We start from the raw sequence: 23,171 nt of genomic DNA, 5'->3' as shown, positions 1-23,171 counted from the left end.
CCATGATGATGGAACGAGAGTCAGGATGTGCAGGCAGTCTGTTTGAACGTATTCGGGAGGCGGCTGATTCGCCTTTACGCAGAAAACCGAAAGAAGCGCTACTGCGCTCTGTTTTGAACAACCTGCAAAACGTGCTTAACACTCGTTCCGGCAGTTGTCATGGGTCACCGGAACTGGGGATCACCGACTTAAATGATAGTGTCCTGGTGTCCGGTGATTTCAGAGAGGGAATCAAAAATGCCATCAGCAATTGCGTTCTGCGTTTTGAACCACGAATTTCTGATGTGAGTGTGACGGCAGTGGCAGAGGATGGTTATGCCCCGCTGGAATTGCGTTTTCATATTGTTGCGACAATGGATTTCAGTGATAGCAGGGATGTTCTGGAGTTTGACATCCTACTGGATAACCATCAGCACTGGCGTGTGGAGTAAACCTAATGGCCTTCGAAGAACGCTACTATCGTGAAGAGCTGGATTACCTACGTCAGCTAGGAAAGCTGTTGGCGCAGGAAAAACCTTATCTGGCCCGATTTCTGGCTGATAAGGAAGGTGACCCAGATGTAGAGCGCCTGATGGAAGGTTTCGCTTTTCTTTCTGGTGGCCTGCGACAAAAGCTGGAGGATGAATTCCCTGAATTCACACACGGCTTAATTAATATGCTGTGGCCTAATTATTTGCGCCCGGTACCGGCCATGACGGTCATTGAATATCAGCCTAAAAATGAACTGAAAACGTCAGTTCAGGTTTGCCGTGATGAACTGGTAAGAACCCAGACCAAAAGAGGGTCACTGTCCGCCACTCAGGGTACGCTGACCGACGATAAAGAAGATTCGCCACCTGCCTGCCATTTTACTTTGGCGCGTGATATCTGGTTACAACCCTTGCATGCCGGGGATGTGCGTAATAGCAGCACCATGAAAGATGGGTGCATTGAAATAGATCTGTTTACTGATGGTAATGTACCTCCTGGTGCACTGGACCTGAATAAACTCACTTTCTGGTTGGGCAACGAAGACGATTACACCCGCCATCAGCTTTATTTGTGGTTCAGTGAGCGGTTGATGGATGCTGAATTAGTCGCCGGAGATCGTCATGTGCCACAACCGGATCTGTGGCTGGAGGCGGCCGGATTTGAACGGGAAGATGCCCTGCTACCCTGGCCGAAAAATGTCCATAACGGCTACCGCGTTCTTCAGGAATATTTCTGTTATCCGGAGAGTTTTTTCTTCTTTCATCTACGGTGTGCCACACCACTGCCGGAAGATTTTCCGGCCACTAACTTTACGTTGCGCCTGCGCTTTAATCAGCCGCTACCTGTTGATGTCAAACTGCGTAAAAATTCTTTACGCCTCTATTGTACGCCAGCAGTAAACCTGTTTGCGCATCATGCTGAACCCGTCAGTCCGGATAACAGTGCATCGCAGTATCCACTGCGAGCCAGCCAAAAGCACCCGGAATCCTATGATATTTTTTGGGTAAAATCGGTTTCCAGCAATCTAACAGACAGCGTTAAGGATAAACGTATTCATCTCTGGCCTGAGTTTGAAGGGTTTCAACATCAGATCGAATACAGTCTCAAGCGAGAAGTTATTTACTGGCATCACCGTACCAAAAACTCACTTTTCCATCATGGTCAGGATCATTCCATTGCTTTTGTCCATGCTGATGGTAGCCAACCGGATAATTCCTTGTTGGGGGATGAAGTCATCACGGCTTCACTGGTTTGCACCAACCGAATGTTGCCAGCTCAACTGCATACTGGCGACATCTGCGTTGCCGTTAATAAAAATCCAGCGGTAGCGTCCTTCAGTAATGTCACTCGACCGACCAGGCCGCTGTATCCGATAACAGACGGTGATATGCACTGGTCGCTGATTTCCTGCATGAACCTGAACTATCTCTCCCTGTTGGATCGAGAGGCTCTGGTTCAGGTGTTGCGCACATTCGATTTACCCGGCATTCATCATCCGCAGCAGGCTCGACTCTCCGGCCAAAAATTGGATGCAATCGAAAATATAGAATCTCGCCCTGTTGATCGATTGTTTAAGGGCGTGCCAGTGCGGGGACTGTCAACCACGCTGTGGATAAACCCCACACCATTTATTTGCGAGGGGGAAATCTATTTGCTGGGAACCGTACTGTCTGAATTCTTCTCGTTGTATGCCAGCATCAATTCGTTTCACTGTCTGAAAATCATTAACACGGAAAGTCAGGAGTACTGGGAATGGCAACACACCGGCCAGCACGCACTGATGTAGGGAAACCTGCGTCGTTTCCGTCAGATGTACGTGGGGTAAATTTTTATGTGCTGATGGATGCGCTGTACCGCAAGTACGGCGATCCGAATCAGGAACCATCCCTGCGTACTGAACCAGAAGGGGAAGTTGCGCTGTTCAAATCCAGTGCCAGTATTGCTTTTCCGGGCAGCGATCTGGATGTGCTTGAGCGTAACGGCGTCGGGCAGTTCACCCTGACAACTAAATTTCTCGGTTTTTCTGGCAGCCAATCGCCGTTGCCTGGTTACTACCTGGATCGGATGGCGCGGGAGTCTGCACAGAATGAAGAGGGAATGGCGGCGTTTCTCGACTTGTTCAGCCACCGCTGGACACAGTTTGTGTACCACGCTTGGCGCAAGTACCGCTATTACATCTGTTTTCGCAATGGTGGTACGGATGTTTTTTCACAACGGATGTACGCGCTAGTCGGGCTGGGCAATAAAAGTGTGCGTGACAAGCTGACTATAAACCACAGCAAAATGCTGGCTTACGCGGGTGTGCTGGCAACGCCGGGGCGCTCGCCAGATGTAGTGTGCAACCTGGTATCTCACTGTTTTGATCTGCAGGAAGTCACTATTGAAAACTGGCAGTTGCGCAAAGTGCCGATTGAGTCTTCGCAGCAGAACCGCCTGGGCGTGCGTAATTCGAAAAAGAAAACAGCTGGCCATATTCCTGGGCGTTCGGTGATTGGCGTTAATTTTACGCTTGGTGCCCGCGTGCCAGATCGCAGTGGGAAATTTCTGTTGCAGATTGGCAACCTGTCAATGGAGCGCTATCTCTCGTTTTTGCCGGACGGTGAAAACCACCAGGCATTGATGATGTTTATTTCCTTCCTGTTGCGTGACCAATTCGCCTGGGATTTACGGTTGTGCCTGGCTCCGGATCAGGCAAAAGGAATGCGTCTGGGTGACCGGTCTCGATCCTGTATTGGGCGAACTGCGTTTATTGGTCAACCGAAAGCACCGCCTTCAGTCACCCTCCACATCAGGGAATAATTCTATGGAACAGCATATGGCTGAGGAAAAGCCACAATCTTCTGCACTGTCACTGACGTTGCAAATAATGAACGGCAATGAGCTGGAAAGCGGACGGGCCGCAAAATGTCTCTTTACCGCTGACGGAGGGGATATCGGCCACGCTACTGCGTGCCACTGGCCGGTGCAGGACCGGGCCGGATCGGTTGCCGGTCGCGCCTGCCAGGTTGTCCAGCATGACGGTGCGTTTTGTTTACGCAGTTTGATGCCGGGGCTGATGATCAATCTGGCTCCTGTGTCTGTGGATACAGGGTTAGTACGGCTGCGTCAGGGGGATGAAATAGTTCTCGGTGCACTTGCACTGAAGGTGTTTATCCATGAAGGAAAGCTGATTAGCTATAGCGAGCAGATGGCAGCGCCAGAAACTATCGTGAGTAACCGCGATCGTCTGGCAGATGCATTGTTGACCACCGATGGTCAGCCTGCTTACCCTGGAATGCCTCATCGCCACCAGTTGGTTGACACTGTAGTAAACGGTTTTTCGACTGACCCATTACAGGCATTGCAGACTGAAAGCCTGACCACAGCAGGCGATTTATTTTCTGGTGTGACGCATGTTCGCTCTTCCGCCCCGCAGTCCGATCTTGCCAGGAATAGTGGGATCAATAATCAGTTTATGGATCTACCGCCGATATATGCCGACCCACGTCACAGTAATGATGAAGTGACTTCCCCGGCTGACATGGCGCAGCTCCATCTTGCCGTTACCCCACTGTTGCGTGGGCTGGGTTGTTCGCTTGCTGTGCGTAATTCACAAGATGCCGATGATTTTCTGGAAGAGGCGGGGCGTGCATTGCGTGCGGCGATTCAGGGGTTGCTCGATTTACAACACCGCCAGAATAGCCTGTCTGATAAACACTTGCGCCCATTAGAGGACAACCCGCTACGTCTGAACATGGATTACTCCACCGCGTTGGACGTGATGTTTGCCGAAGGTAAAAGCCCGGTGCATCTGGCGGCTCCCGCCGCTATTGGTGAGAGTTTGCGTAATATTTGCCATCACGAGGATGCGAACCGAGTGGCGATTACCGAGGCATTACGCGTGATGCTCGACGCTTTTTCGCCGCAAAATCTGATGCGTCGTTTTGTGCAGTATCGCCGTAGCCACGAACTACGCCAGCCGTTGAATGACGCTGAGGCCTGGCGGATGTATAGCCATTATTACGACGAGTTGGCATCAGACCGCCAGCAGGGGTTCTCCATGCTGTTCAACGAGGTTTACGCCCAGGTTTATGACCGGGTATTACGTGAGAATCAGCGGGAGCCGGAAGCATGAATACAAAGGCGCTTCTGGCCTGCGTACTGATTAGTGTTGCATTAACCGGTTGCGAAACGGCGAAGAAACTGGGTCAGGTGATCAGCAACCCGAATATACAGGTTGGAAAGACGGTGGATCAGCCCTCAGAAGTTACCGTCACACTACTGACTGAACCAGACACCAATGTCAACGCAGATGGTGAAGCTGCTCCAGTGGATGTGCAACTGGTTTATCTGAGCGACGATTCAAAATTACAGGCCGCTGATTATGACCAGGTTGCCAGTACGCCGCTGCCAGATGTTCTGGGGAAAAACTATATCGATCACCAGGATCTCAGTCTGCTGCCGGACATCATGAAAACCCTGCCACCAGTGAAAATGGATTCGAAAACGCAGTTCATTGGCGTTATTGCCTATTTTTCCGACGACCAGACCACCGAATGGAAGCAAATCGAGCCAGTAGAAGGAATCGGTCACAGTTACCGCCTACTAGTGCATGTACGTCAGAACAGCATCGAAATGAAAAAAGAGGACAACTAACGATGGCGACCACGAAAAATAAGGTGCTCTGGCAGGAAGGTTTGTTTGCCATACCGCAGCATTTTCAGCAACAGCAGCGCAACCATGAATATCTGCTGAACCAGCGCATGAATGCGCTGGATGACTTTGTATGGGGATTTACGACACTGGCTCTCAATACCGAATTGCTGGCTCAGGGCAAGATTATGCTCGACAGCGCTGCGGGCTGCATGCCGGATGGGACTGTATTCAGCGTACCTGAACAGGACCAGCTTCCTACGCCGTATCAACCACTCGGTCTATCGATGCCAGGAAGCCATGATATTTACCTGGCGTTACCAGTGTTAAGCGATATCACTTGTGAAATTGAAGGTTACAAAAGCGCTGGACAAGGAACTGAGCGTTATCGACTGGCCCGTGCTGATGTTCGTGATCTGCACTCGGATGGTGGTGATGTACAGCAGATAGTGCTGGGGCAACTGGCTCTGAAAATTGTTAGTGGCGCTGATGATCTCAGTGCGATGGTGACGTTGCCGCTATGTCGTATACGTAACCAATTGCCCAATGGTGCTCTGGTACTGGACGATAGTTTTATTCCCACTTGTCAGGCAATCCGGGTTAGCTCGGTACTAAACGGGTTTGTCGGTGACGTGCAAGGGCTTATTAGCAATCGCGCAAGTGAATTAGCAAAGCGCATTGGTTCGCCGGAGCAAAGTGGTATCGCTGATGTGTCGGAATTTATGATGCTGCAGATGCTCAACCGCAGCCAGATGCACTTCACTCATCGGTCACACCTGCATACCTTGCATCCGGAAGCCTTTTATCTGGATCTGGTCAGGCTGCTGGGCGAACTAATGACGTTTACCGAAAACAGCCGTCTCCCCTGTCCTGTCGAAGTTTACAGTCACCGCGATCTCACTCAATCGTTTAAAACGGTGATCCCAGAGCTACGTCGGGCTCTCAATACCGTATTGATGCCGCGGGCGCAAAACCTGCCGCTCATCTTTAGTGACGGGGTTTATATCGCCACCGTTAACGACCCAACACTGTTGCAGTCCGGCTCCTTTGTGCTGGCAGTACGTGCGCGGATGCCACATAACCAAATTATTCTCCAGTTCACCCAGCAGTCGAAAATTGCTGCCACCGATAAAATCCGCAACGTGGTTAGCGTACAGGTTCCGGGTGTGCCATTACGTTCATTGACTGCTGCTCCACGCCAGCTGCCATATCACGATGGCTACGTCTATTTCGATCTCGACAAAGGCGCAACGGCCTGGCAAGACGTGGTGAAAGCCGGTGCGCTGGCGCTGCATATTTCCGGCAACTTCCCGGAACTGGATATGCAGCTGTGGGCGATAAGAGGTTAAGGCCATGAGTGAACAGTCCGTTCTTATGCCCGACAGAAATGACCTCTTGAGCACGACCGACGTGCCAGATCCAGGGCAGGCGTTTTCGCCAGAAATCGGAGAAGGAACTACCCGCCGCCAGTATCGGCTTACTTTGCGTGGTAACAGCCTCAACCCGATGATCGATGCGGCCACGCCCCTGCTGGGTATGGTGATGCGTGTTGCGGGGATGAACAGTAACGCCATGCCGGAGCAACTTTTTTCTCAGGTGGTGACGGACGTCCAGGCTGTGGAACAACTGCTTCAGGAGCAAGGTTACGAACCTGGTGTGATTGTGTCGTTTCGCTACATCCTTTGTACCTATATAGACGAAGCCGCGCTGGGTAATGGCTGGTCAAACAAGAATGAGTGGATCAAGCAATCGCTGTTGGTTCATTTTCACAACGAAGCCTGGGGTGGCGAAAAGGTATTTATCCTGCTTGAACGCCTGATCCGCGAGCCGAAGCGCTACCAGGATCTGCTTGAGTTTCTGTATCTCTGTTTCTCGTTGGGTTTTCGCGGGCGTTATAAAGTCGCGGTACAGAGTCAGGATGAGTTTGAACAGATTTACCGCCGTTTGCACCACGTCCTGCACGGGCTGCGCGGCGATGCCCAATTCCCGTTGCTGCATCAGGATAAAAAAACGCAGGGCGGGCGCTATCAGTTAATCAAACGGTTGACCATCAAACATATTTTCTTCGGCAGCGTTACCGTGCTGGTGTTTTTTTATCTGTTCTACCTGCTGCGCCTGGACAACCAGGCACAGGACATTCTGCAGCAGCTTAACAAATTACTGCGATAAGGACGTTTATGATCCAGATTGATCTCCCCACGCTGGTAAAACGGCTGAACCTTTTTACTCGTCAGGCGATGGAAGCAGCTGCCGCCGAATGCATGAGTCAGCAGGCGCCGGAAATTACCGTGGCACATGTATTGTTGCAAATGCTGGCCTCGGTGCGCAGCGATCTGCGTGTGATAGCTGAACGAGCTGAAATTGATATCAATGCGCTGCGCCAGGCGCTGACGGTGGAAAACTGGCCTGGAACTCGTACACCGGATAACTATCCTGCTTTTTCCCCGATGCTTGCCGAGTGGCTGAAAGAGGGTTGGCTACTGGCATCTGCTGATATGCAGCACAGCGAACTGCGCGGCGGTGTTTTGCTGATGGCTCTGTTGCACTCGCCGCTGCGCTATATCCCCGTAGCTGCCGCCCGACTGCTAACCAGCATTAACCGAGACCAGCTACGCCAGGCGTTTCCAGAATGGACGCGCGAGTCTGCTGAATCTGTTGCACTGGATACTGACGCCCAAACCGCCAGTGCGAAAACGGACAATAGCGACAGCCTGCTGGCGCGTTATGCGAAAAACATGACTGAAGATGCCCGCCAGGGTCGGTTGGATCCGGTGCTGTGTCGCGATCGTGAAATCGACTTGATGATCGACATTCTCTGTCGCCGCCGCAAGAATAATCCGGTAGTAGTCGGGGAAGCGGGCGTTGGGAAAAGTGCGTTAATTGAAGGGCTGGCGCTGCGAATTGTGGCAGGCCAGGTGCCGGATAAACTGAAAAATACCGACATCATGACGCTCGACCTGGGCGCATTGCAGGCCGGAGCATCGGTGAAGGGTGAGTTCGAAAAACGGTTTAAGGGGCTGATGGCGGAAGTCATTTCCTCACCGGTTCCCGTTATCCTGTTTATTGATGAAGCTCATACGCTTATCGGAGCAGGCAACCAGCAGGGTGGGCTTGATATCTCCAACCTACTTAAACCTGCGCTGGCACGTGGCGAGCTGAAAACCATCGCTGCCACCACCTGGAGCGAATACAAAAAATACTTTGAGAAAGATGCCGCGCTGTCGCGCCGCTTCCAGCTAGTGAAGGTGAGCGAACCCAATGCTGCGGAAGCGACGATTATTTTGCGTGGACTGTCGGCAGTATATGAACAATCTCACGGCGTGCTGATTGATGATGAGGCGTTACAGGCCGCGGCGACGTTAAGCGAGCGCTACCTGTCAGGGCGTCAGTTGCCGGATAAAGCTATCGACGTGCTGGACACCGCCTGTGCCCGGGTGGCGATTAACCTCTCTTCACCACCAAAACAGATATCCGCGCTGACCACGTTATCTCACCAGTGTGAGGCTGAAATCAGCCAGCTTATGCGTGAAATTCGTATTGGGTTACGCACCGATAATACTCGGCTGGACGAGGTTCATGCGCAGCATGAAGCCACGCAGGATGAGCTGCGAAAACTGGAAGAAGCCTGGCATCAGCAGCAGACACTGGTGCAGAAGATTATTGCTCTACGCCAGCAATTGTTGAACGCAACACCTGATACGGAAGCTGTCAGTGATATCGAGCCAGAAACCCCTTCATCGGCTGAACGTCTGGCACAACTGACGGCGGAGCTGGACGCTTTGCATCACACCCAGTTGCTGGTCTCACCGCATGTGGACAAAAAACAAATTGCTGCCGTAATTGCTGAATGGACTGGCGTGCCGCTTAATCGCCTGTCGCAGAACGAGATGTCAGTCATAACCGGTTTGCCGCAGTGGCTTGGCGATACCATCAAAGGCCAGGAGCTGGCGATTGCCAATCTGCATAAACATCTGCTCACCGCGCGTGCTGACCTGCGGCGTCCTGGTCGTCCATTGGGCGCATTCTTGCTGGCGGGGCCAAGCGGCGTGGGTAAAACTGAAACCGTGCTGCAACTGGCCGAGCTGCTCTATGGCGGCCGTCAGTATCTCACCACGATCAACATGTCGGAATTCCAGGAAAAGCACACCGTCTCCCGGCTGATTGGTTCGCCCCCAGGCTATGTCGGCTACGGTGAAGGCGGCGTATTGACCGAGGCTATTCGCCAGAAACCGTACTCGGTAGTGCTGCTTGATGAAGTGGAAAAAGCCCACCCGGATGTACTCAACCTGTTCTACCAGGCGTTTGATAAAGGCGAAATGGCCGACGGGGAAGGGCGCCTGATTGACTGTAAAAATATCGTCTTCTTCCTGACCTCTAATCTCGGCTATCAGACCATTGTTGAGCATGCTGACAACCCGGAATTGATGCAAGAGTCGCTGTATCCGGTACTCGCTGATTTCTTCAAACCGGCGCTGTTGGCACGAATGGAGGTGGTGCCTTACCTGCCGCTGTCACGTGAAACGCTCGCCACAATTATTGCCGGGAAACTGGCGCGGCTCGATAACGTGCTGCGTAACCGCTTTAGCGCAGAAGTCGTTATTGAACCGGAAGTGACTGACGAAATCATGAAGCGCGTCACCCGTGCAGAGAACGGAGCCAGGATGCTGGAGTCGGTGATTGATGGCGACATGCTGCCGCCACTCTCGTTGTTGCTACTCCAGAAAATGGCAGCTAATACGGCGATCGCGCGTATTCGGTTATCGGCCGCCGAAGGTACGTTTACAGCAGAAGTCGAAGACGTTCCCGATGCCTTGCCGCAGACAGAGGAAGAAACTGTTTTATGAGCTGGGTGCGCGTTTTCCGGCAAAGCGGATGGCTGATGGCAGGGCTGTTCGCCTGTACTGTCTATGCGGACGCGCCACCTGCATCTGGTGTGGGGTTGGCAAGTGCGCCCCCTCCGGACACGCAAGCCACCATCAAGGCGATGCAGTCTTGTCGCCGTGAGCCTGCGGCGCTGGAGCGTCTTGGCTGCTATGACCATATCCTCGCACCAGAGCAGACCGGGTTCGAAAGCGCGTTGGTCAAAGCCCGCTATCAGGGTGAAGCGTGGACACGTGCCACAGAACAGGAAAAGCAACGTTCAGGTAACACCACTTCACTGTTGATCACGCAAACACCGGGAGATCGCCCGACAGTGGTCATTACTACCCCGGCGATTGGCAATGTCCCGCCGCGCCCGGTGCTGATGTTCAGCTGTGTGGACAACATCACCCGGATGCAGGTGGCGCTGATGCACTCACTGGAGACGCATGATATCGCCGTGACTCTGACTGCGGATAACAAGACATTCCAAAGCCGCTGGTTTGTGCGCGAGAACGGCGTGTTGCTCGAATCCAGCCGAGGGCTGTCCGGTATAGATGAAATTACCCAGTTGTTCGGTGCCAAAACGCTGACTGTGGATACGGGCACGAACAGCACCGCCGGGAAGTTGACCTTTAATATCGACGGGCTGGCACAGGCCATCAGGCCGCTGCGCGATGCCTGCCACTGGGCGGGAGAATAAAATAATGACAATGGATTTAAGCAATCCGGATACCTGGATTTCCCATCTGCTGGAAAACCTGCCAGAAGAGAAACTGTGCGCGGCACTGAAAGACGATAACCCAGACTGGGAATATATAGACGGCGAAATCGTCAAGCTGGGGTCGCTGGCCCACAGTCAGCTCGATATTCCAGAATTACAGCGTCGGGGATTGATGCTTCTGGCTTCAGAAACCAAAGATTTCCGCTTGCTGGCGCATCTGTTGCGCACCTTGCAACATGCTGGTGAACAGCTATTGGCGCTGCGTCTGCTGACGTTATATGTAGAACATTATTGGATGGTCGCCGCGCCGCAAAATATGGCGCACAAAAAGCGTTTTGCCACTCAGGTGGTAAAACGCTTTGAAGGCGGCGTTTCCAGTTTTGCAGAAAGCGCTGATACCGCGCAGCGTGATTCCTTACTGGGGGAACTGGCGAAGTTAGCGCAGTGCTGGCAGGTCAATAATGCCCCTGAACTGGCGCAGGTGACGGACGATCTGTTTGCTCTGTACCCGCGTGCATTTCGTGATATCGCATCAGCACCGTCTGCGTCGCCTGCGACTACACCCTCGGGTGAGTTACAGCAGAACACCACAGTAGGGTATACGCCTGCTGCTGTTGCTCCTGCACCGCAGGTATCCATCGATAGCCACGACGATAAAGCCTGGAGAGACACGCTGCTGAAAGTCGCCGCCATTCTCTGTGAACGCCAGCCGGATTCGCCACAGGGCTACCGTCTGCGCCGCCATGCGCTGTGGCAAAGCATTACTGGCACACCGCAGTCGGAAAGTGATGGGCGGACACCGCTGGCGGCAGTACCGGTCGATATGGTGGCAGATTATCAAGCCCGGCTTGCCAGTGCAGATACAGCGCTGTGGCAACAAGTGGAAAACAGCCTGCTGCTGGCCCCGTACTGGCTGGATGGCCACCATCTTTCTGCACAAATTGCACAACGTCTGGGTTATGAGGATGTGGCACTGGCCATCCGCGATGAGACAGGACGTTTTGTTACCCGATTGCCCCAGCTTGCTGGTTTGTTGTTTAACGACCGTATCCCGTTTATGAACCCACAAACAAAACAGTGGCTGGTATCGCCTTCTGGTCGTCAGGCTGTGCCTGAGACAGATGAATATACACCAGCTGCACGCCAGTGTTTTAACGAGCAGGGGCTGGAGGCTGCGCTGCGGTATCTGGACGCACTACCCGAAGGCGATCCCCGCGACCAGTTTTATCGGCAGTATCTTGGGGCGCAATTGATGGAAGAAACCGGGATGGTGCAACTGGCGCATCAGCAGTACCGGATGTTGTTCAAAACGGGACGACAAATAATGCTGCCCGACTGGGAACCCTCCCTGTTAGAGCAATTAGAAAAAAAGTTCACGGCAGAACAGTAACAGATAACCAGGAGTTTTTGTGTTCAGATTACCGACACCCCGACTATTCAGCGGGCTAAAGTCTGCCCTCCGACCGGCGATGCCCCGATTTAAAGTTTCTGCAGCCTGGCTACTCGTGCTGGCGTGGATTTTTCTGCTGGTGTGGATCTGGTGGAAGGGGCCGACATGGACGCTGTATGGCGAACATTGGTTGCAGCCACTGACTCGCCGCTGGCTGGCAACGGCGGTTTGGGGATTTATCGCACTCGCGTGGCTTACGGTCCGTGTGATGAATCGCCTTAAACAGCTGGAACATCAGCAGAAACAACAGCGTCAGGAGACTCAGGATCCGCTTAAAGTGGAACTGAACGTCCAGCAGCGCTACCTCGACCGCTGGCTGTTGCGCTTGCAGCGTCATCTCGATAGCCGCCGTTATCTGTGGCAGCTGCCGTGGTACATGGTCATTGGGGCTGCCGGAAGCGGTAAAACCGCGCTACTGCGCGAAGGTTTTCCGTCCGATATTATTTATACCCCAGACGCCATTCGAGGGGTTGAACAGCATATTTACATTACCCCGTACGTCGGAAAACAAGCGGTGATTTTTGATGTCGATGGCTCACTCCTGGAACAGGTTAATGCGGATGTGTTGCCTCGTCGTCTGTGGGAACATGTTCTGGGCTGGCTGGTAGAAAAACGTGCCCGCCAACCACTGAATGGACTCATTCTTACGCTCGATTTCCCCGACTTGCTGACCGCCGATAAGCGTCGCCGTGAATACCTGTTACAGATGCTGCGCCAGCGATTACAAGAAGTTCGCCAGCATCTGCATTGCCAGTTGCCTGTCTATATCGTGTTGACGAAACTGGATCTTTTGCACGGTTTCGCTGCGTTATTCCAGTCGCTGCCCAGAAAGGATCGTGATGCCATCCTCGGTGTCACCTTTACTCGCCATGCCCACGAAAATGATGACTGGCAGGCCGAACTGAGCAGCTTCTGGCAGGCATGGGGAGAGCGGATGAATCACTCTTTGCCAGATCTGATGTTGGCACAGAACCACTCCCGCAGTTCTCTGTTCAGCTTTGCTCGCCAGATACAAGGTGGCCGTGAGCATCTCATCGCCTTACTCAGTGGCCTGCTGGACGGCGAAAACATGGATGTGATGCTGCGTGGTGTGTATCTGACCTCTTCATTACAGCGCGGTCAGATGGATGACATTTTCATGCAGTCTGCCGCTCGCCAGTATCAACTGGGTAGCGGGCCACTCGCGGCATGGCCGCTGGTGGATACGGTGCCGTATTTCACCCGCAACCTTTTCCCACAGGCGTTGCTGGCAGAACCCAATCTGTCTGGGGAAAACAGTGTCTGGTTGGGGAATGCCCGTCGTCGGATGATGGTGTTTTCTGCCAGTAGTGCAGTGCTTGCTGTATTGGCAGTCACCGGCTGGCAGCACTACTACAACAGTAACTGGCGCGCTGGCGTCCAGGTTTTAGCGCAGGCTAAAGCTTTTATGGAAGTGCCGCCTCCGCAGGGAATTGACGAAGATGGCCACCTTCAATTGCCGCTGCTTAACCCGGTTCGTGATGCCACTTTGGCTTATGGTGACTGGGGCGATCGCAGCCGTCTGGCGGATATGGGGTTATATCAGGGCAAACGCATCGGGCCGTATGTGGAACAGACTTACCTTCAACTATTAGAACAGCGTTATCTGCCCTCCCTTTTTAATGGCCTTATAAAAGCAATGAATGCCGCCCCTCCGGAAAGCGAGGAAAAACTCGCGGTACTGCGCGTCATCAGGATGCTGGAGGACAAAAGCGGTCGCAATAATGAAGTGGTTAAACAGTATATGGCGAAGCGTACCACGGTCAGCGTGATATCCAGGCACAGTTGATGTCCCATCTGGATTACGCACTATTACACACGGACTGGCATGCAGAGCGTGAGAAAGGCGATGGGGACGCTATAAGCCGCTGGACGCCTTATGACAGCCCGGTGGTGGTGGCACAAAAAGAATTGAGCAAGTTGCCGGTCTATCAGCGCGTCTACCAGAGCCTGAAAACGCGGGCGCTGGGTGTACTGCCTGCGGATTTAAACTTGCGCGACCAGGTTGGCCCCACTTTTGAATCGGTGTTTACCTCCGCAGACGACAATAAACTCGTCGTCCCGCAGTTTCTCACTCGCTATGGGCTACAAAGCTACTTCGTAAAACAGCGTGATGAGCTGGTGGAGCTGACGGCGATGGACTCGTGGGTGCTGAACCTCACCCGAAGCATAAAATACAGTGATGCCGACCGCACAGAAATCCAGCGTCAACTGACGGAACAATATATCAGTGACTACACCGCGACCTGGCGGGCTGGAATGGATAACCTCAACGTGCGCGAGTATGAGTCGATTGCACAACTGACCAGCGCGCTGGAACAGGTGATCAGTGGCGATCAGCCACTCCAGCGTGCGCTGACCGCGCTGCGGGATAACACGCAGCCTGCCCTCCTTTCTGAAAAACTGGACGACAAAGCACGGGATGAAGCGCAGGCCGAGCCAGACTACCGTTTGTTGACTCGCTTGGGGCATGAGTTTGCCGCAGAAAACAGCACGCTGGCGGTACAGAAAGATAAAGAAAACACGATGCAGGCGGTGTATCAGCAACTGACAGAACTACATCGTTATCTGTTGGCGGTACAAAATGCGCCGGTGCCAGGAAAATCTGCCCTAAAGGCCGTGCAATTGCGGCTGGATCAGAACAGCAGCGACCCAATATTTACTACGCGCCAGATGGCAAAAACCCTGCCTGCACCGCTCAACCGCTGGGTGGGCAAACTGGCTGACCAGGCGTGGCATGTCGTAATGGTGGAAGCCGTTCACTATATGGAAGTGGACTGGCGCGACAACGTGGTGAAACCGTTCAACGAGCAGCTTGCAAACAACTATCCGTTTAACCCACACGGGCAACAAGATGCGTCTTTGGATGCATTCGAACGTTTCTTTAAACCGGACGGCGTACTGGACAGCTTCTACCAGCATAACCTGAAGCTATTTATGGAGAACGACCTCTCCCTGGAAGATGGGGATAACAGCGTGATTATTCGTGAGGACATTAGTCAGCAACTGGACACCGCACAGAAAATTCGTGACATCTTCTTCAGTAAGCAAAACGGGCTGGGCACGCAATTTGCGGTGGAAACCGTGTCACTGTCAGGCAATAAACGCCGCAGCGTGTTGAACCTTGATGGTCAGCTTGTCGATTACGCTCAAGGGCGGAGTTTTACGTCGCACCTTGTCTGGCCGAACAATATGCGTGAAGGCAACGAAAGTAAGCTGACATTAGTCGGGGCGGGCGGAAGCTCACCGCGCAGCATCAGCTTCAATGGGCCGTGGGCGCAGTTCCGGTTATTCGGGGCGGGGCAACTGACCAGTGTGCAAAATGGCACTTTCAACGTTCGGTTTAACGTTGACGGTGGCGCGATGGTGTACCGGATTCATACCGATACCGAAGACAATCCGTTCACTGGTGGGCTGTTCAGTGAATTCCGACTGCCGGATACGCTGTACTGATGCTGGGATATTAAATGATGGACTCATCTGAAATTCAAATCATCACGGGGAAGGATCCGCGCAATCTGCCGGAGTTCAGCGCTATTCGTGAAGAAATCAACAAAGCGAATCACCCGTCGCAACCGGAACTGAACTGGCGGCTGGTCGAATCGCTGGCGCTGACGATTTTCAAATCTAACGGTGTGGATTTGCATACCGCCTCTTATTACACGCTGGCGCGTACTCGCACGCAGGGGCTGGCGGGTTTTTGTGAGGGGACGGAACTGCTGGCCGCGATGATAAGCCATGAATGGGAGAAGTTCTGGCCGCAGGGTGGCATAGCTCGAGCTGAAATGCTCGACTGGTTCAATGTGCGCACTGGCAACATCCTGCGTCAGCAACTGTCATTTATTGGTTCTGATCTGCCTCTGCTCTACCGTACAGAGCGGGCATTACAGCTTATCTGCGACAAACTCCAGCAGGTAGAACTGAAGCGCCAGCCGCGAGTGGAAAACCTGCTCTATTTTGTGCAGAACACGCGAAAGCGGCTTGAACCAGCGCCAAAAAATGGTGCCGTGGGCGTCTCGGATACCACGCTAAGAACTCTGGTGTATGCGCCGGAGAGTGCGCAATCCACCACTGTGCCGGAGGCAATGTTTCCTCTGCCCGATTTGCCTGAAATAAAGGTGTCAGTTCGCAGTATGTTAGGCGCAGGGACCGCACCAACGCGAGGTCGTAGCATCAAAGTTTTTATAGCGGGTATTGCCTGCACAACAGCTATCGCTACGGCCGTTTGGTGGTGGCAAGTTCACCCGCTACAGCAACAACTGGCACGGGTGAGTGACACCGCGCAGGGGGCAGCAACTCTCTGGCTGTCTTCCCCTGAACTGAAGAGTTATGAGGAAAGACTGAAACGGCTTCCTGATGCTTCGCCGTTACAGCCGCTGGAAACCGGGATGCAGATGGTGCATCAGGCAGATAGCCTGTGGCCGGAAAGCTTGCAGCAGCAACAGGCAAGTGCGCAGTGGAACGAAACCCTGAAAACCCGTGCAGAAAACACGCCTCAGCTAAAAGGCTGGCAGCAGACCCGCCTGGATCTGCGGGCTTTTGCCGATCTTGTGATGCAGCGTGAAAAAGAAGGACTCACTCTTTCTTACATCAAGAATGTTGTCTGGAAGGCGGAGCGCTCATTAAGCCAGGAGACTCCACTGGAGTTCCTGCTGACGCAATATCAGGAGGCTCGTGCGCAGGGACAGAATACAGATGCCCTGGAAAAAGAGATTAATACACGGCTGGGTGGCGTATTAAGCCGCTGGATATTACTGAAAAATAATTCCCTGCCGAAAATGGCAACTACGGACACCAACGCCGGGAAATAATTACCGGCCAAAAGGAGTATTAACATGGCAAATCTTGTTTATCTGACACTGAACGGACAACAACAGGGGCTAATTTCTGCGGGATGTTCTTCCCAGGCCTCCATCGGTAATAAAGCACAAATTGCGCATATGGATCAGATTATGGTGCTGGGGTTAAGCCACGGTCTAAGCCGGGCGCAGAACGTTAATCATCTGGCGTTAACTATCCAGAAACCAGTGGATAAATCCAGCCCGTTGCTGAGCAAATCTATTACTGAAAATGAGTGCCTGACTTGCGATTTTGACTATTACCGCACAAATCGTTTTGGCATCAATGAGCTATATTTTAAGGTGAAATTGATTAACGCGCGTATCGCCAAAATTTCACATAATGTGCCGCATACTATTTCAAACAGTCAGGGGCAGCCGGAGGAGTCGATATCGTTCACCTATGAAAGTATCACCCAGGAACACTGTATCGCCGGAACCAGTGCATACAGTCTGTGGGAAGAACGGATTTTTTAAAACTAACATCAAAGGAATGAGGAATGGGCTATTCAACTGCCGAAAACAATTCATTTTACGTAAAATCATATCTTCAAAATGAACTATATAAAAAATCTATGGCCCGATCACTGGATAAAGGTGTCACAGCCTTTGGAGAACGATTCCGTGGAAACTTAATGGATACAATCGGGTCGGTGAGTGACGGTATGGGAAGACTTATGGGCGAAGGTGTCTGCTTGTTTCTGAATAATAATCACACCTGTGATATGTTACGTCAGGACGATCTAAGAATGATGACTTGCATAAAGGAATTCCTGGAACGCACTGATGCTATTCTTGATATGTTGTATTTATGTATAGTTTACGTTCTTCAGAGATATGATGATAAAATGCAACTCAGGATACTGGCTAAGGTCACTTGGTTTTTAGCCGACTGTAAGCATTATTCATCTCCACTATGTGGGAATCTTGCATTGGATGAACACAAGATTGTGGAGGTGTTAAAAAATCTGGAAGACCCGATCAAAAGAGATGAAGTTCTTGAACATTTGATCGGAGAATCCATTTACCCTATTACAACTAATTTGCAAAAAATGACCATGGGTCTTGCTGCTAAAATGGCGACAGATATGGTGGCAGAGAATATTCTGGCATACGCTGCAGCGCAATATATAGCTGGCTCACAGAGCCTGAGTCAATCAATAAAAACGGCATTATCTCGATGGGGAGGGGCTGCAGTTAGTATTTTCAGCTCCTATGGTAATATTACAAAGGCAGTAACTATTGCTGAGAAACTAAAATCATGCAACCCAAAACTTTATCATTTGTTGTATATAAATAATCTCGAAATGTTTTTCTTTCTTTTTGAAGAACATCTTCCACAAAAAATATATCAAGGTGATTATGCTTTTGCAACGGAAGAAGATGCGATAACCTTTTTCAAAGAGATGATAAAATGAAAGGGTTTTTCATATGGGTGATTACAACAATATTCGAAGGTGTTCGTTGGTATATTCTAAGATGCTTAATTCCAAATGTTATTATTATTTCTCTCTTGGTTGTCGTAGGTACTAGTATCCCGGATTATTTTGGCATATTACTTTTTCCAATAATCATTGGTGTAATCTATCTTTGTGGTAAGTTTATTAACTGGTGATGTAAAATGCATTTTAAAAAGATAGCCAGACATTCAAAGAGTGAATGGAATATGTTCAAAAATATAGCGATAATTTTAGGGTTAATGATGTCGGGCACTATTTTCTGCAATGCAGAAAATCTTGACGGCATATCGATAGAAAGCCTTGTCATAAATAGCTTTAATGTTGATGAAATTAATGGTTTACAACACTTTGTTTGTACCTTGAGCTTGGTTGATAATAAAAAAGAGGGCTTTGATAACTATGTTGAAGGCGACATTTGCCCTGCTGGAAAGAAATGTTCATACTCTGCCATCATGAAATTGAATGGGAAAATAACCATATTAGAGCAGGTGTCTTCAGAAAAAAATATTTCAACCTTCAAAAACGATGATATGACTATTATCTCAACACAGACTCCGATAAAAGGCTCAGGTGATGACGAGGGAGGTGACGTGAATGCCGTTATCACCATCAAAACAAAAAATGGTGAAAAGAAGGTTAATATGTCTGGATATTGTGGTATTTAGATATGGGTTTATCTTAGATAGTAACAGTATATAAGCAGCCGCCAAAACCCGCGGCTGCCAAATTTTATTTACTGATACCGATTAACCAAATCTTTAACTACTGCTGCATATGTTTTCTGCTTTAGCTGAGTAATTTGTTGTTCCGTATTATCTATGTCCATTTTTCCAGTCTGTAGAGGGAGAATACTATATTCATAATTCACCGGAGACCAGGCGGCCCATTCACCTGTTGCTACGTCCACTAACGTAAAGCGAACCAGGTATCGTAATGACGCCACATCCGGGAGTTTTTCGCTTTTATAATCCGACCATACCGTTGTTTTTGTCACTGTATCGTATTTACCTGACTGCAAAGTATCCTGGTAAACAATGATGGCTTTCTGATGTCCTTTTGCTGCAATATAGCGCAGTGCCTGCATGTAATTCATATTTTCGCTAGCTACAGGTTCCCCTTCTTCTGTCTTATTACAGACAACGGGTTTCTGCCTATCAGGAATCCCTGAAAAAGTTGAAACGGTGTAATACTTACTCAATTCTTGTTGTATAGTGGTTTCCGGTGCATGGCTGCCTGATTGAACGAGGATAACCGTAGAATTCAGCGGTACGCGGAAGGCTTCCCCCTCTAGTGCTGCCTGAATATCTTCTTCGGAAACCGCCAGAGTGGTTTCATTACCAAATATATCTTTGTCCGTGAGCAGTGCAGATGTATTTCTGTTTGCGTTGCTCTCTGTTCTGGATACACCTGTTTTCTTCGCATCAATGGGGGAACGTGGTGCACAACCGGCCAGTAAAAATGCCGTCGCACATAAATATATTATTGACCTGAAATTCATGTTACCTGCTTCCTTGTATTTGAAAGATAATTTTTATTATTTCCTTAAAAGCTGTGGTGGATTATATACCGGTATCATAAGTCGACAACTATAAATTATTTTATATAAAATATTTATTCGTTGAATATATTACGTGAAATATATGGCATATAGTGAATGTAATAATATTATTTATTGTGGGACATCGTTCTGTAGCGGCAAGATGAGCCTTATGTACACACCGCGTGGTGTGCTGGAACGGAATGAAGCATTCTTAGAACTAAAAACAAGCAATTTATGGCATTTATCCGGATAATGGCTGGCAGAAAAACTGTGTTTAATTGTTCATAGGATGAAGTTGTGAATAACAGTGTGTCATTTTTTACTAACAAGAAATTCGCCTGGATGGGCGCCGCTTTTTGTTGCTTGTTATGGGGAAGTGCTTACCCGGCAATTAAAAACGGTTATGAGATTTTTCAAATAGCGACGGATGATTTACCGGGAAAAATTGTGTTCGCCGGTTACCGATTTGTCATCGCAGGCCTGTTATTGCTGGCGTTTGCTATGTTGCAAGGCAAGTCGATTTCGCGTTTATCCCGCCACCAGTTTTCGCAACTCGCGGTGTTAGGTGTTACCCAAACTGCCATTCAATACATTTTCTTTTATATTGGCCTCGCCTATACCACAGGTGTGAAAGGCTCAATTATGAATGCCACAGGCACTTTCTTTAGCGTACTGCTGGCGCATTTTATCTATCAAAACGACAAGCTCAGCATTAACAAAGTGGTGGGCTGCGTGCTGGGGTTTGCCGGTGTCATGGTGGTGAACTTCAACAGCCAGTTGATGGATTTTAGTTTTAGTTGGATGGGTGACGGTTTCGTTGTGTTGGCGGCGTTTGTTCTTTCTGCCGCGTCGCTGTACGGAAAGCGAATTTCGCAAACGATGGATCCGACCATCATGACCGGCTGGCAACTCGCCATCGGTGGGGTGGTGCTGACGGTCGGAGGCTACGCATGCGGCGGGCGGCTTGAGTTTCACGGCCTGGAGTCTGTGGCGATCCTGGGATATCTGGCGCTGTTGTCTTCCGTGGCATTTGCGTTGTGGAGCCTGCTGCTCAAACACAATCGCGTGGGAATGATTGCGCCGTTTAACTTCCTGATCCCGGTGTCGGGCGCGGTGCTTTCCGCCATCTTCTTGCAAGAAAGCATTCTGGAATGGCGTTATGCCCTTGCGCTGGTGCTGGTGTGCTTCGGGATCTGGCGAGTGAATGTCGTGAAATCCCGCTTAAATTAGAACAGGCAAAATCATCAAATGCAGGCCATTATTTATCCATCTTTTATCGATAAAGGGCCTGCAAATGACCAGACTTACCGCAAAAGATTTCCCTCCTGAATTACTCGAATACTTCGATTTCTACGTCCATGGCAAAATCAGCAAACGTGAGTTTCTCGACCTGGCAGGGAAGTTTGTGGTCGGTGGGCTTTCGGCGGTAGCGCTTGGCACTTTGCTGACGCCAAATTACGCCTTCGCGCAGCAAGTGGAATTTACCGATCCCGATATTTTGGCTGAATATATTCAGTACCCAAGTCCACAAGGGCACGGGCAGGTGAGAGCCTACATGGTGCGCCCCGCAAAAGCCTCGGGTAAAGTGCCGGGCGTTGTCGTGGTACATGAAAACCGTGGGCTAAATCCCTACATAGAAGATGTCGCGCGGCGTGTTGCCAAAGCGGGATTTATTGCGCTGGCACCCGATGGTTTGAGCTCGGTCGGGGGGTATCCGGGGAATGACGAAAAAGGGCGCGAACTGCAATCTCAGGTCGATCCCACCAAACTGATGAATGATTTCTTCGCTGCGATTGAGTTCTTGATGCACCACGAAGCCGTGACGGGAAAAGTCGGTATCACTGGATTTTGTTACGGTGGTGGGGTCGCTAACGCCGCGGCGGTCGCCTATCCGGAATTAGCCGCTGCGGTACCGTTCTACGGACGTCAGCCAAAAACCGAAGATGTGCCGCGTATTAAAGCGCCATTATTGCTGCATTACGGTGAGCTGGATTCGCGCATTAACGAAGGATGGCCTGCGTACGAAGCGGCGCTCAAAGCGAATCATAAAGTTTACGAGGGTTACATCTATCCGGGTGTGAATCATGGTTTTCATAACGATTCGACACCTCGTTATGACAAGGCGGCGGCGGAGCTGGCATGGTCGCGAACTCTCGACTGGTTCCGCAAATATCTGGCTTAACAGTGAAGCAGGATGCTGGAACCTAGCGCGATGCCATTCTTGCCGGTGTGTTTAATCAGGTACATGGACTCATCGGCACGAATCACCGCGTCGGCAAAGTTGTCGCTCGCCCAGGATTCATTAACGCCAATGGATGCGCCGACTTTAGCTGCGCCATTGCTCAATTCAAACGGAGTGATGGCAGCATCCAGGCAGCGTCGGGCGAGGGTTTTGATTTCGGCATCCTCCAGCGCCCACGGAATCAGCAAGATAAACTCATCGCCCCCTATGCGGCCAATGGTCACTTCTGGAGGGCAGATTTCGGACAAACGTTGACTCAGTTGCAACAGAACTTCGTCGCCGCTGCGATGCCCCAGGGTATCGTTAACGTTTTTGAAATCATCAAGGTCGATAAAAGCCACTGACAGCGGGCCGAGTTTCTTTAACAGATCGAACTGCGCATGCAGCGCGTGGCGGTTGGCAAGACCGGTGAGTGGGTCGTGGTTGGCGAGCTTCGCAAGCTGTTCCTCGTACTGTTTTTCTTTGGTCATATCGATGTGGGTTCCGGTAACTTTCAACGGTTTTCCCTCATCGCTCCATTCGGTCACTCTTCCCCGGTCGAGCACCCAGGTGATGGTGCCATTTTTAGCCTGCATGCGGTGTAACGCCTCGTAATATGGCGCTTTTCCTTCGAGATGGTTATAGAACGCAGCGAGCACCATATCTTTATCTTCAGGGTGCAGGTGGTCACGCCACACATCAAAATGAGCGCTGAGTTCTTTGGGGCGATAACCTAACATGGAACCCCAGCGGCGATTGAAAATAACCAGCTTGCCGCTGCTTACATCGAGTTGCCACAAGCACAAACCTGTCCCGTCGAGAGCCGCACTCAGCTTGTTGCGTGAGTCATGGGCGATTCTTCTGAGCCGGGCGTTGTGCTTTTTAAGGTTCTGGATCTGCTGCCTGAGGATCTCTTCTGACATTGACCATATTTATGTTCAAATAATATCCATTCTT

At 50.9% G+C, this 23,171-nt stretch carries 18 protein-coding genes and 1 pseudogene; 17 read left to right on the top strand and 2 right to left on the bottom strand.

Going from position 1 to position 23,171, the window contains the following annotated elements; genetic code table 11:
* Window positions 1-5 precede the first annotated feature (5 nt).
* The 15 genes and pseudogenes from tssE (at window position 6) to RHD99_RS21775 (ending at window position 19,118) form a co-directional block, all read left to right on the top strand.
* Window positions 6-431: a type VI secretion system baseplate subunit TssE gene (gene tssE / locus RHD99_RS21845; protein WP_309879235.1), complete on the top strand. Its 426-nt coding sequence runs from the start codon at window positions 6-8 to the stop codon at window positions 429-431.
* Window positions 432-436: 5 nt separating this feature from the next.
* A complete protein-coding gene (gene tssF / locus RHD99_RS21840) occupies window positions 437-2,257 on the top strand; it encodes a type VI secretion system baseplate subunit TssF (RefSeq protein WP_309876574.1) in 1,821 nt (606 codons plus the stop codon).
* Window positions 2,224-3,270, top strand: a complete 1,047-nt coding sequence (gene tssG, locus RHD99_RS21835) for a type VI secretion system baseplate subunit TssG (RefSeq protein ID WP_309876572.1) — start codon at window positions 2,224-2,226, stop codon at window positions 3,268-3,270. Before tssF ends, tssG begins: the two co-directional genes overlap by 34 nt.
* A gap of 16 nt (window positions 3,271-3,286) precedes the next feature.
* Window positions 3,287-4,585, top strand: coding sequence for a type VI secretion system-associated FHA domain protein TagH (gene tagH / locus RHD99_RS21830; protein WP_374708496.1), 1,299 nt, complete (start codon window positions 3,287-3,289; stop codon window positions 4,583-4,585).
* Window positions 4,582-5,106, top strand: a complete 525-nt coding sequence (gene tssJ / locus RHD99_RS21825) for a type VI secretion system lipoprotein TssJ (RefSeq protein WP_309876569.1) — start codon at window positions 4,582-4,584, stop codon at window positions 5,104-5,106. Before tagH ends, tssJ begins: the two co-directional genes overlap by 4 nt.
* Before the next feature lie 2 nt (window positions 5,107-5,108).
* Window positions 5,109-6,452 (top strand): type VI secretion system baseplate subunit TssK, encoded by a 1,344-nt coding sequence (gene tssK, locus RHD99_RS21820; RefSeq protein ID WP_183272478.1) that lies wholly within the window; start codon window positions 5,109-5,111, stop codon window positions 6,450-6,452.
* A gap of 4 nt (window positions 6,453-6,456) precedes the next feature.
* On the top strand, window positions 6,457-7,272 hold the full coding sequence (icmH, locus tag RHD99_RS21815) for a type IVB secretion system protein IcmH/DotU (protein WP_309876567.1): 816 nt from the start codon (window positions 6,457-6,459) through the stop codon (window positions 7,270-7,272).
* An 8-nt stretch (window positions 7,273-7,280) separates the two neighbouring features.
* Window positions 7,281-9,947, top strand: a complete 2,667-nt coding sequence (gene tssH, locus RHD99_RS21810; protein WP_309876565.1) for a type VI secretion system ATPase TssH — start codon at window positions 7,281-7,283, stop codon at window positions 9,945-9,947.
* Complete coding sequence (vasI, locus tag RHD99_RS21805) at window positions 9,944-10,666, top strand: type VI secretion system-associated protein VasI (RefSeq protein WP_309876563.1); 723 nt, start codon at window positions 9,944-9,946, stop codon at window positions 10,664-10,666. The genes tssH and vasI overlap by 4 nt, the downstream gene beginning before the upstream one ends.
* Before the next feature lie 4 nt (window positions 10,667-10,670).
* A complete protein-coding gene (tssA, locus tag RHD99_RS21800; protein ID WP_309876561.1) occupies window positions 10,671-12,077 on the top strand; it encodes a type VI secretion system protein TssA in 1,407 nt (468 codons plus the stop codon).
* Window positions 12,078-12,096: 19 nt separating this feature from the next.
* Window positions 12,097-15,608 (top strand): annotated as a pseudogene (tssM, locus tag RHD99_RS21795) (type VI secretion system membrane subunit TssM).
* Between the two features lie 14 nt (window positions 15,609-15,622).
* Complete coding sequence (locus RHD99_RS21790) at window positions 15,623-16,966, top strand: VasL domain-containing protein (protein ID WP_374708449.1); 1,344 nt, start codon at window positions 15,623-15,625, stop codon at window positions 16,964-16,966.
* A gap of 24 nt (window positions 16,967-16,990) precedes the next feature.
* Window positions 16,991-17,470 carry an Hcp family type VI secretion system effector gene (locus RHD99_RS21785; RefSeq protein ID WP_309876560.1) on the top strand — a complete coding sequence of 160 codons (480 nt, stop codon included), beginning with the start codon at window positions 16,991-16,993 and terminating at the stop codon, window positions 17,468-17,470.
* 23 nt (window positions 17,471-17,493) lie between these two features.
* On the top strand, window positions 17,494-18,411 hold the full coding sequence (locus tag RHD99_RS21780) for a hypothetical protein (protein ID WP_309876558.1): 918 nt from the start codon (window positions 17,494-17,496) through the stop codon (window positions 18,409-18,411).
* A 203-nt stretch (window positions 18,412-18,614) separates the two neighbouring features.
* Complete coding sequence (locus RHD99_RS21775) at window positions 18,615-19,118, top strand: adhesin (protein ID WP_309876557.1); 504 nt, start codon at window positions 18,615-18,617, stop codon at window positions 19,116-19,118.
* A 68-nt stretch (window positions 19,119-19,186) separates the two neighbouring features.
* On the opposite strand, the gene RHD99_RS21770 is transcribed toward RHD99_RS21775, so the two are convergent.
* Window positions 19,187-19,951 carry a lipoprotein YafT gene (locus tag RHD99_RS21770; RefSeq protein WP_309876555.1) on the bottom strand — a complete coding sequence of 255 codons (765 nt, stop codon included), beginning with the start codon at window positions 19,949-19,951 and terminating at the stop codon, window positions 19,187-19,189.
* A 384-nt stretch (window positions 19,952-20,335) separates the two neighbouring features.
* Here RHD99_RS21770 and RHD99_RS21765 point away from each other — a divergent pair, with 384 nt between their 5' ends.
* A complete protein-coding gene (locus RHD99_RS21765) occupies window positions 20,336-21,223 on the top strand; it encodes a DMT family transporter (RefSeq protein ID WP_183272698.1) in 888 nt (295 codons plus the stop codon).
* A gap of 64 nt (window positions 21,224-21,287) precedes the next feature.
* Window positions 21,288-22,175: a YghX family hydrolase gene (yghX, locus tag RHD99_RS21760; protein WP_183272488.1), complete on the top strand. Its 888-nt coding sequence runs from the start codon at window positions 21,288-21,290 to the stop codon at window positions 22,173-22,175.
* On the opposite strand, the gene RHD99_RS21755 is transcribed toward yghX, so the two are convergent.
* Window positions 22,172-23,137 carry a diguanylate cyclase domain-containing protein gene (locus RHD99_RS21755; protein ID WP_309876552.1) on the bottom strand — a complete coding sequence of 322 codons (966 nt, stop codon included), beginning with the start codon at window positions 23,135-23,137 and terminating at the stop codon, window positions 22,172-22,174. The two genes, yghX and RHD99_RS21755, sit on opposite strands and share 4 nt — an antisense overlap.
* Window positions 23,138-23,171 lie beyond the last annotated feature (34 nt).

Origin of the sequence: Buttiauxella selenatireducens (assembly GCF_031432975.1) — a bacterium.
In the GTDB taxonomy this organism is placed as follows: domain Bacteria; phylum Pseudomonadota; class Gammaproteobacteria; order Enterobacterales; family Enterobacteriaceae; genus Buttiauxella; species Buttiauxella selenatireducens.
The sequence above is the reverse complement of the archived record's forward strand: the minus strand, read 5'-3'. Positions and strand labels throughout refer to the sequence as shown.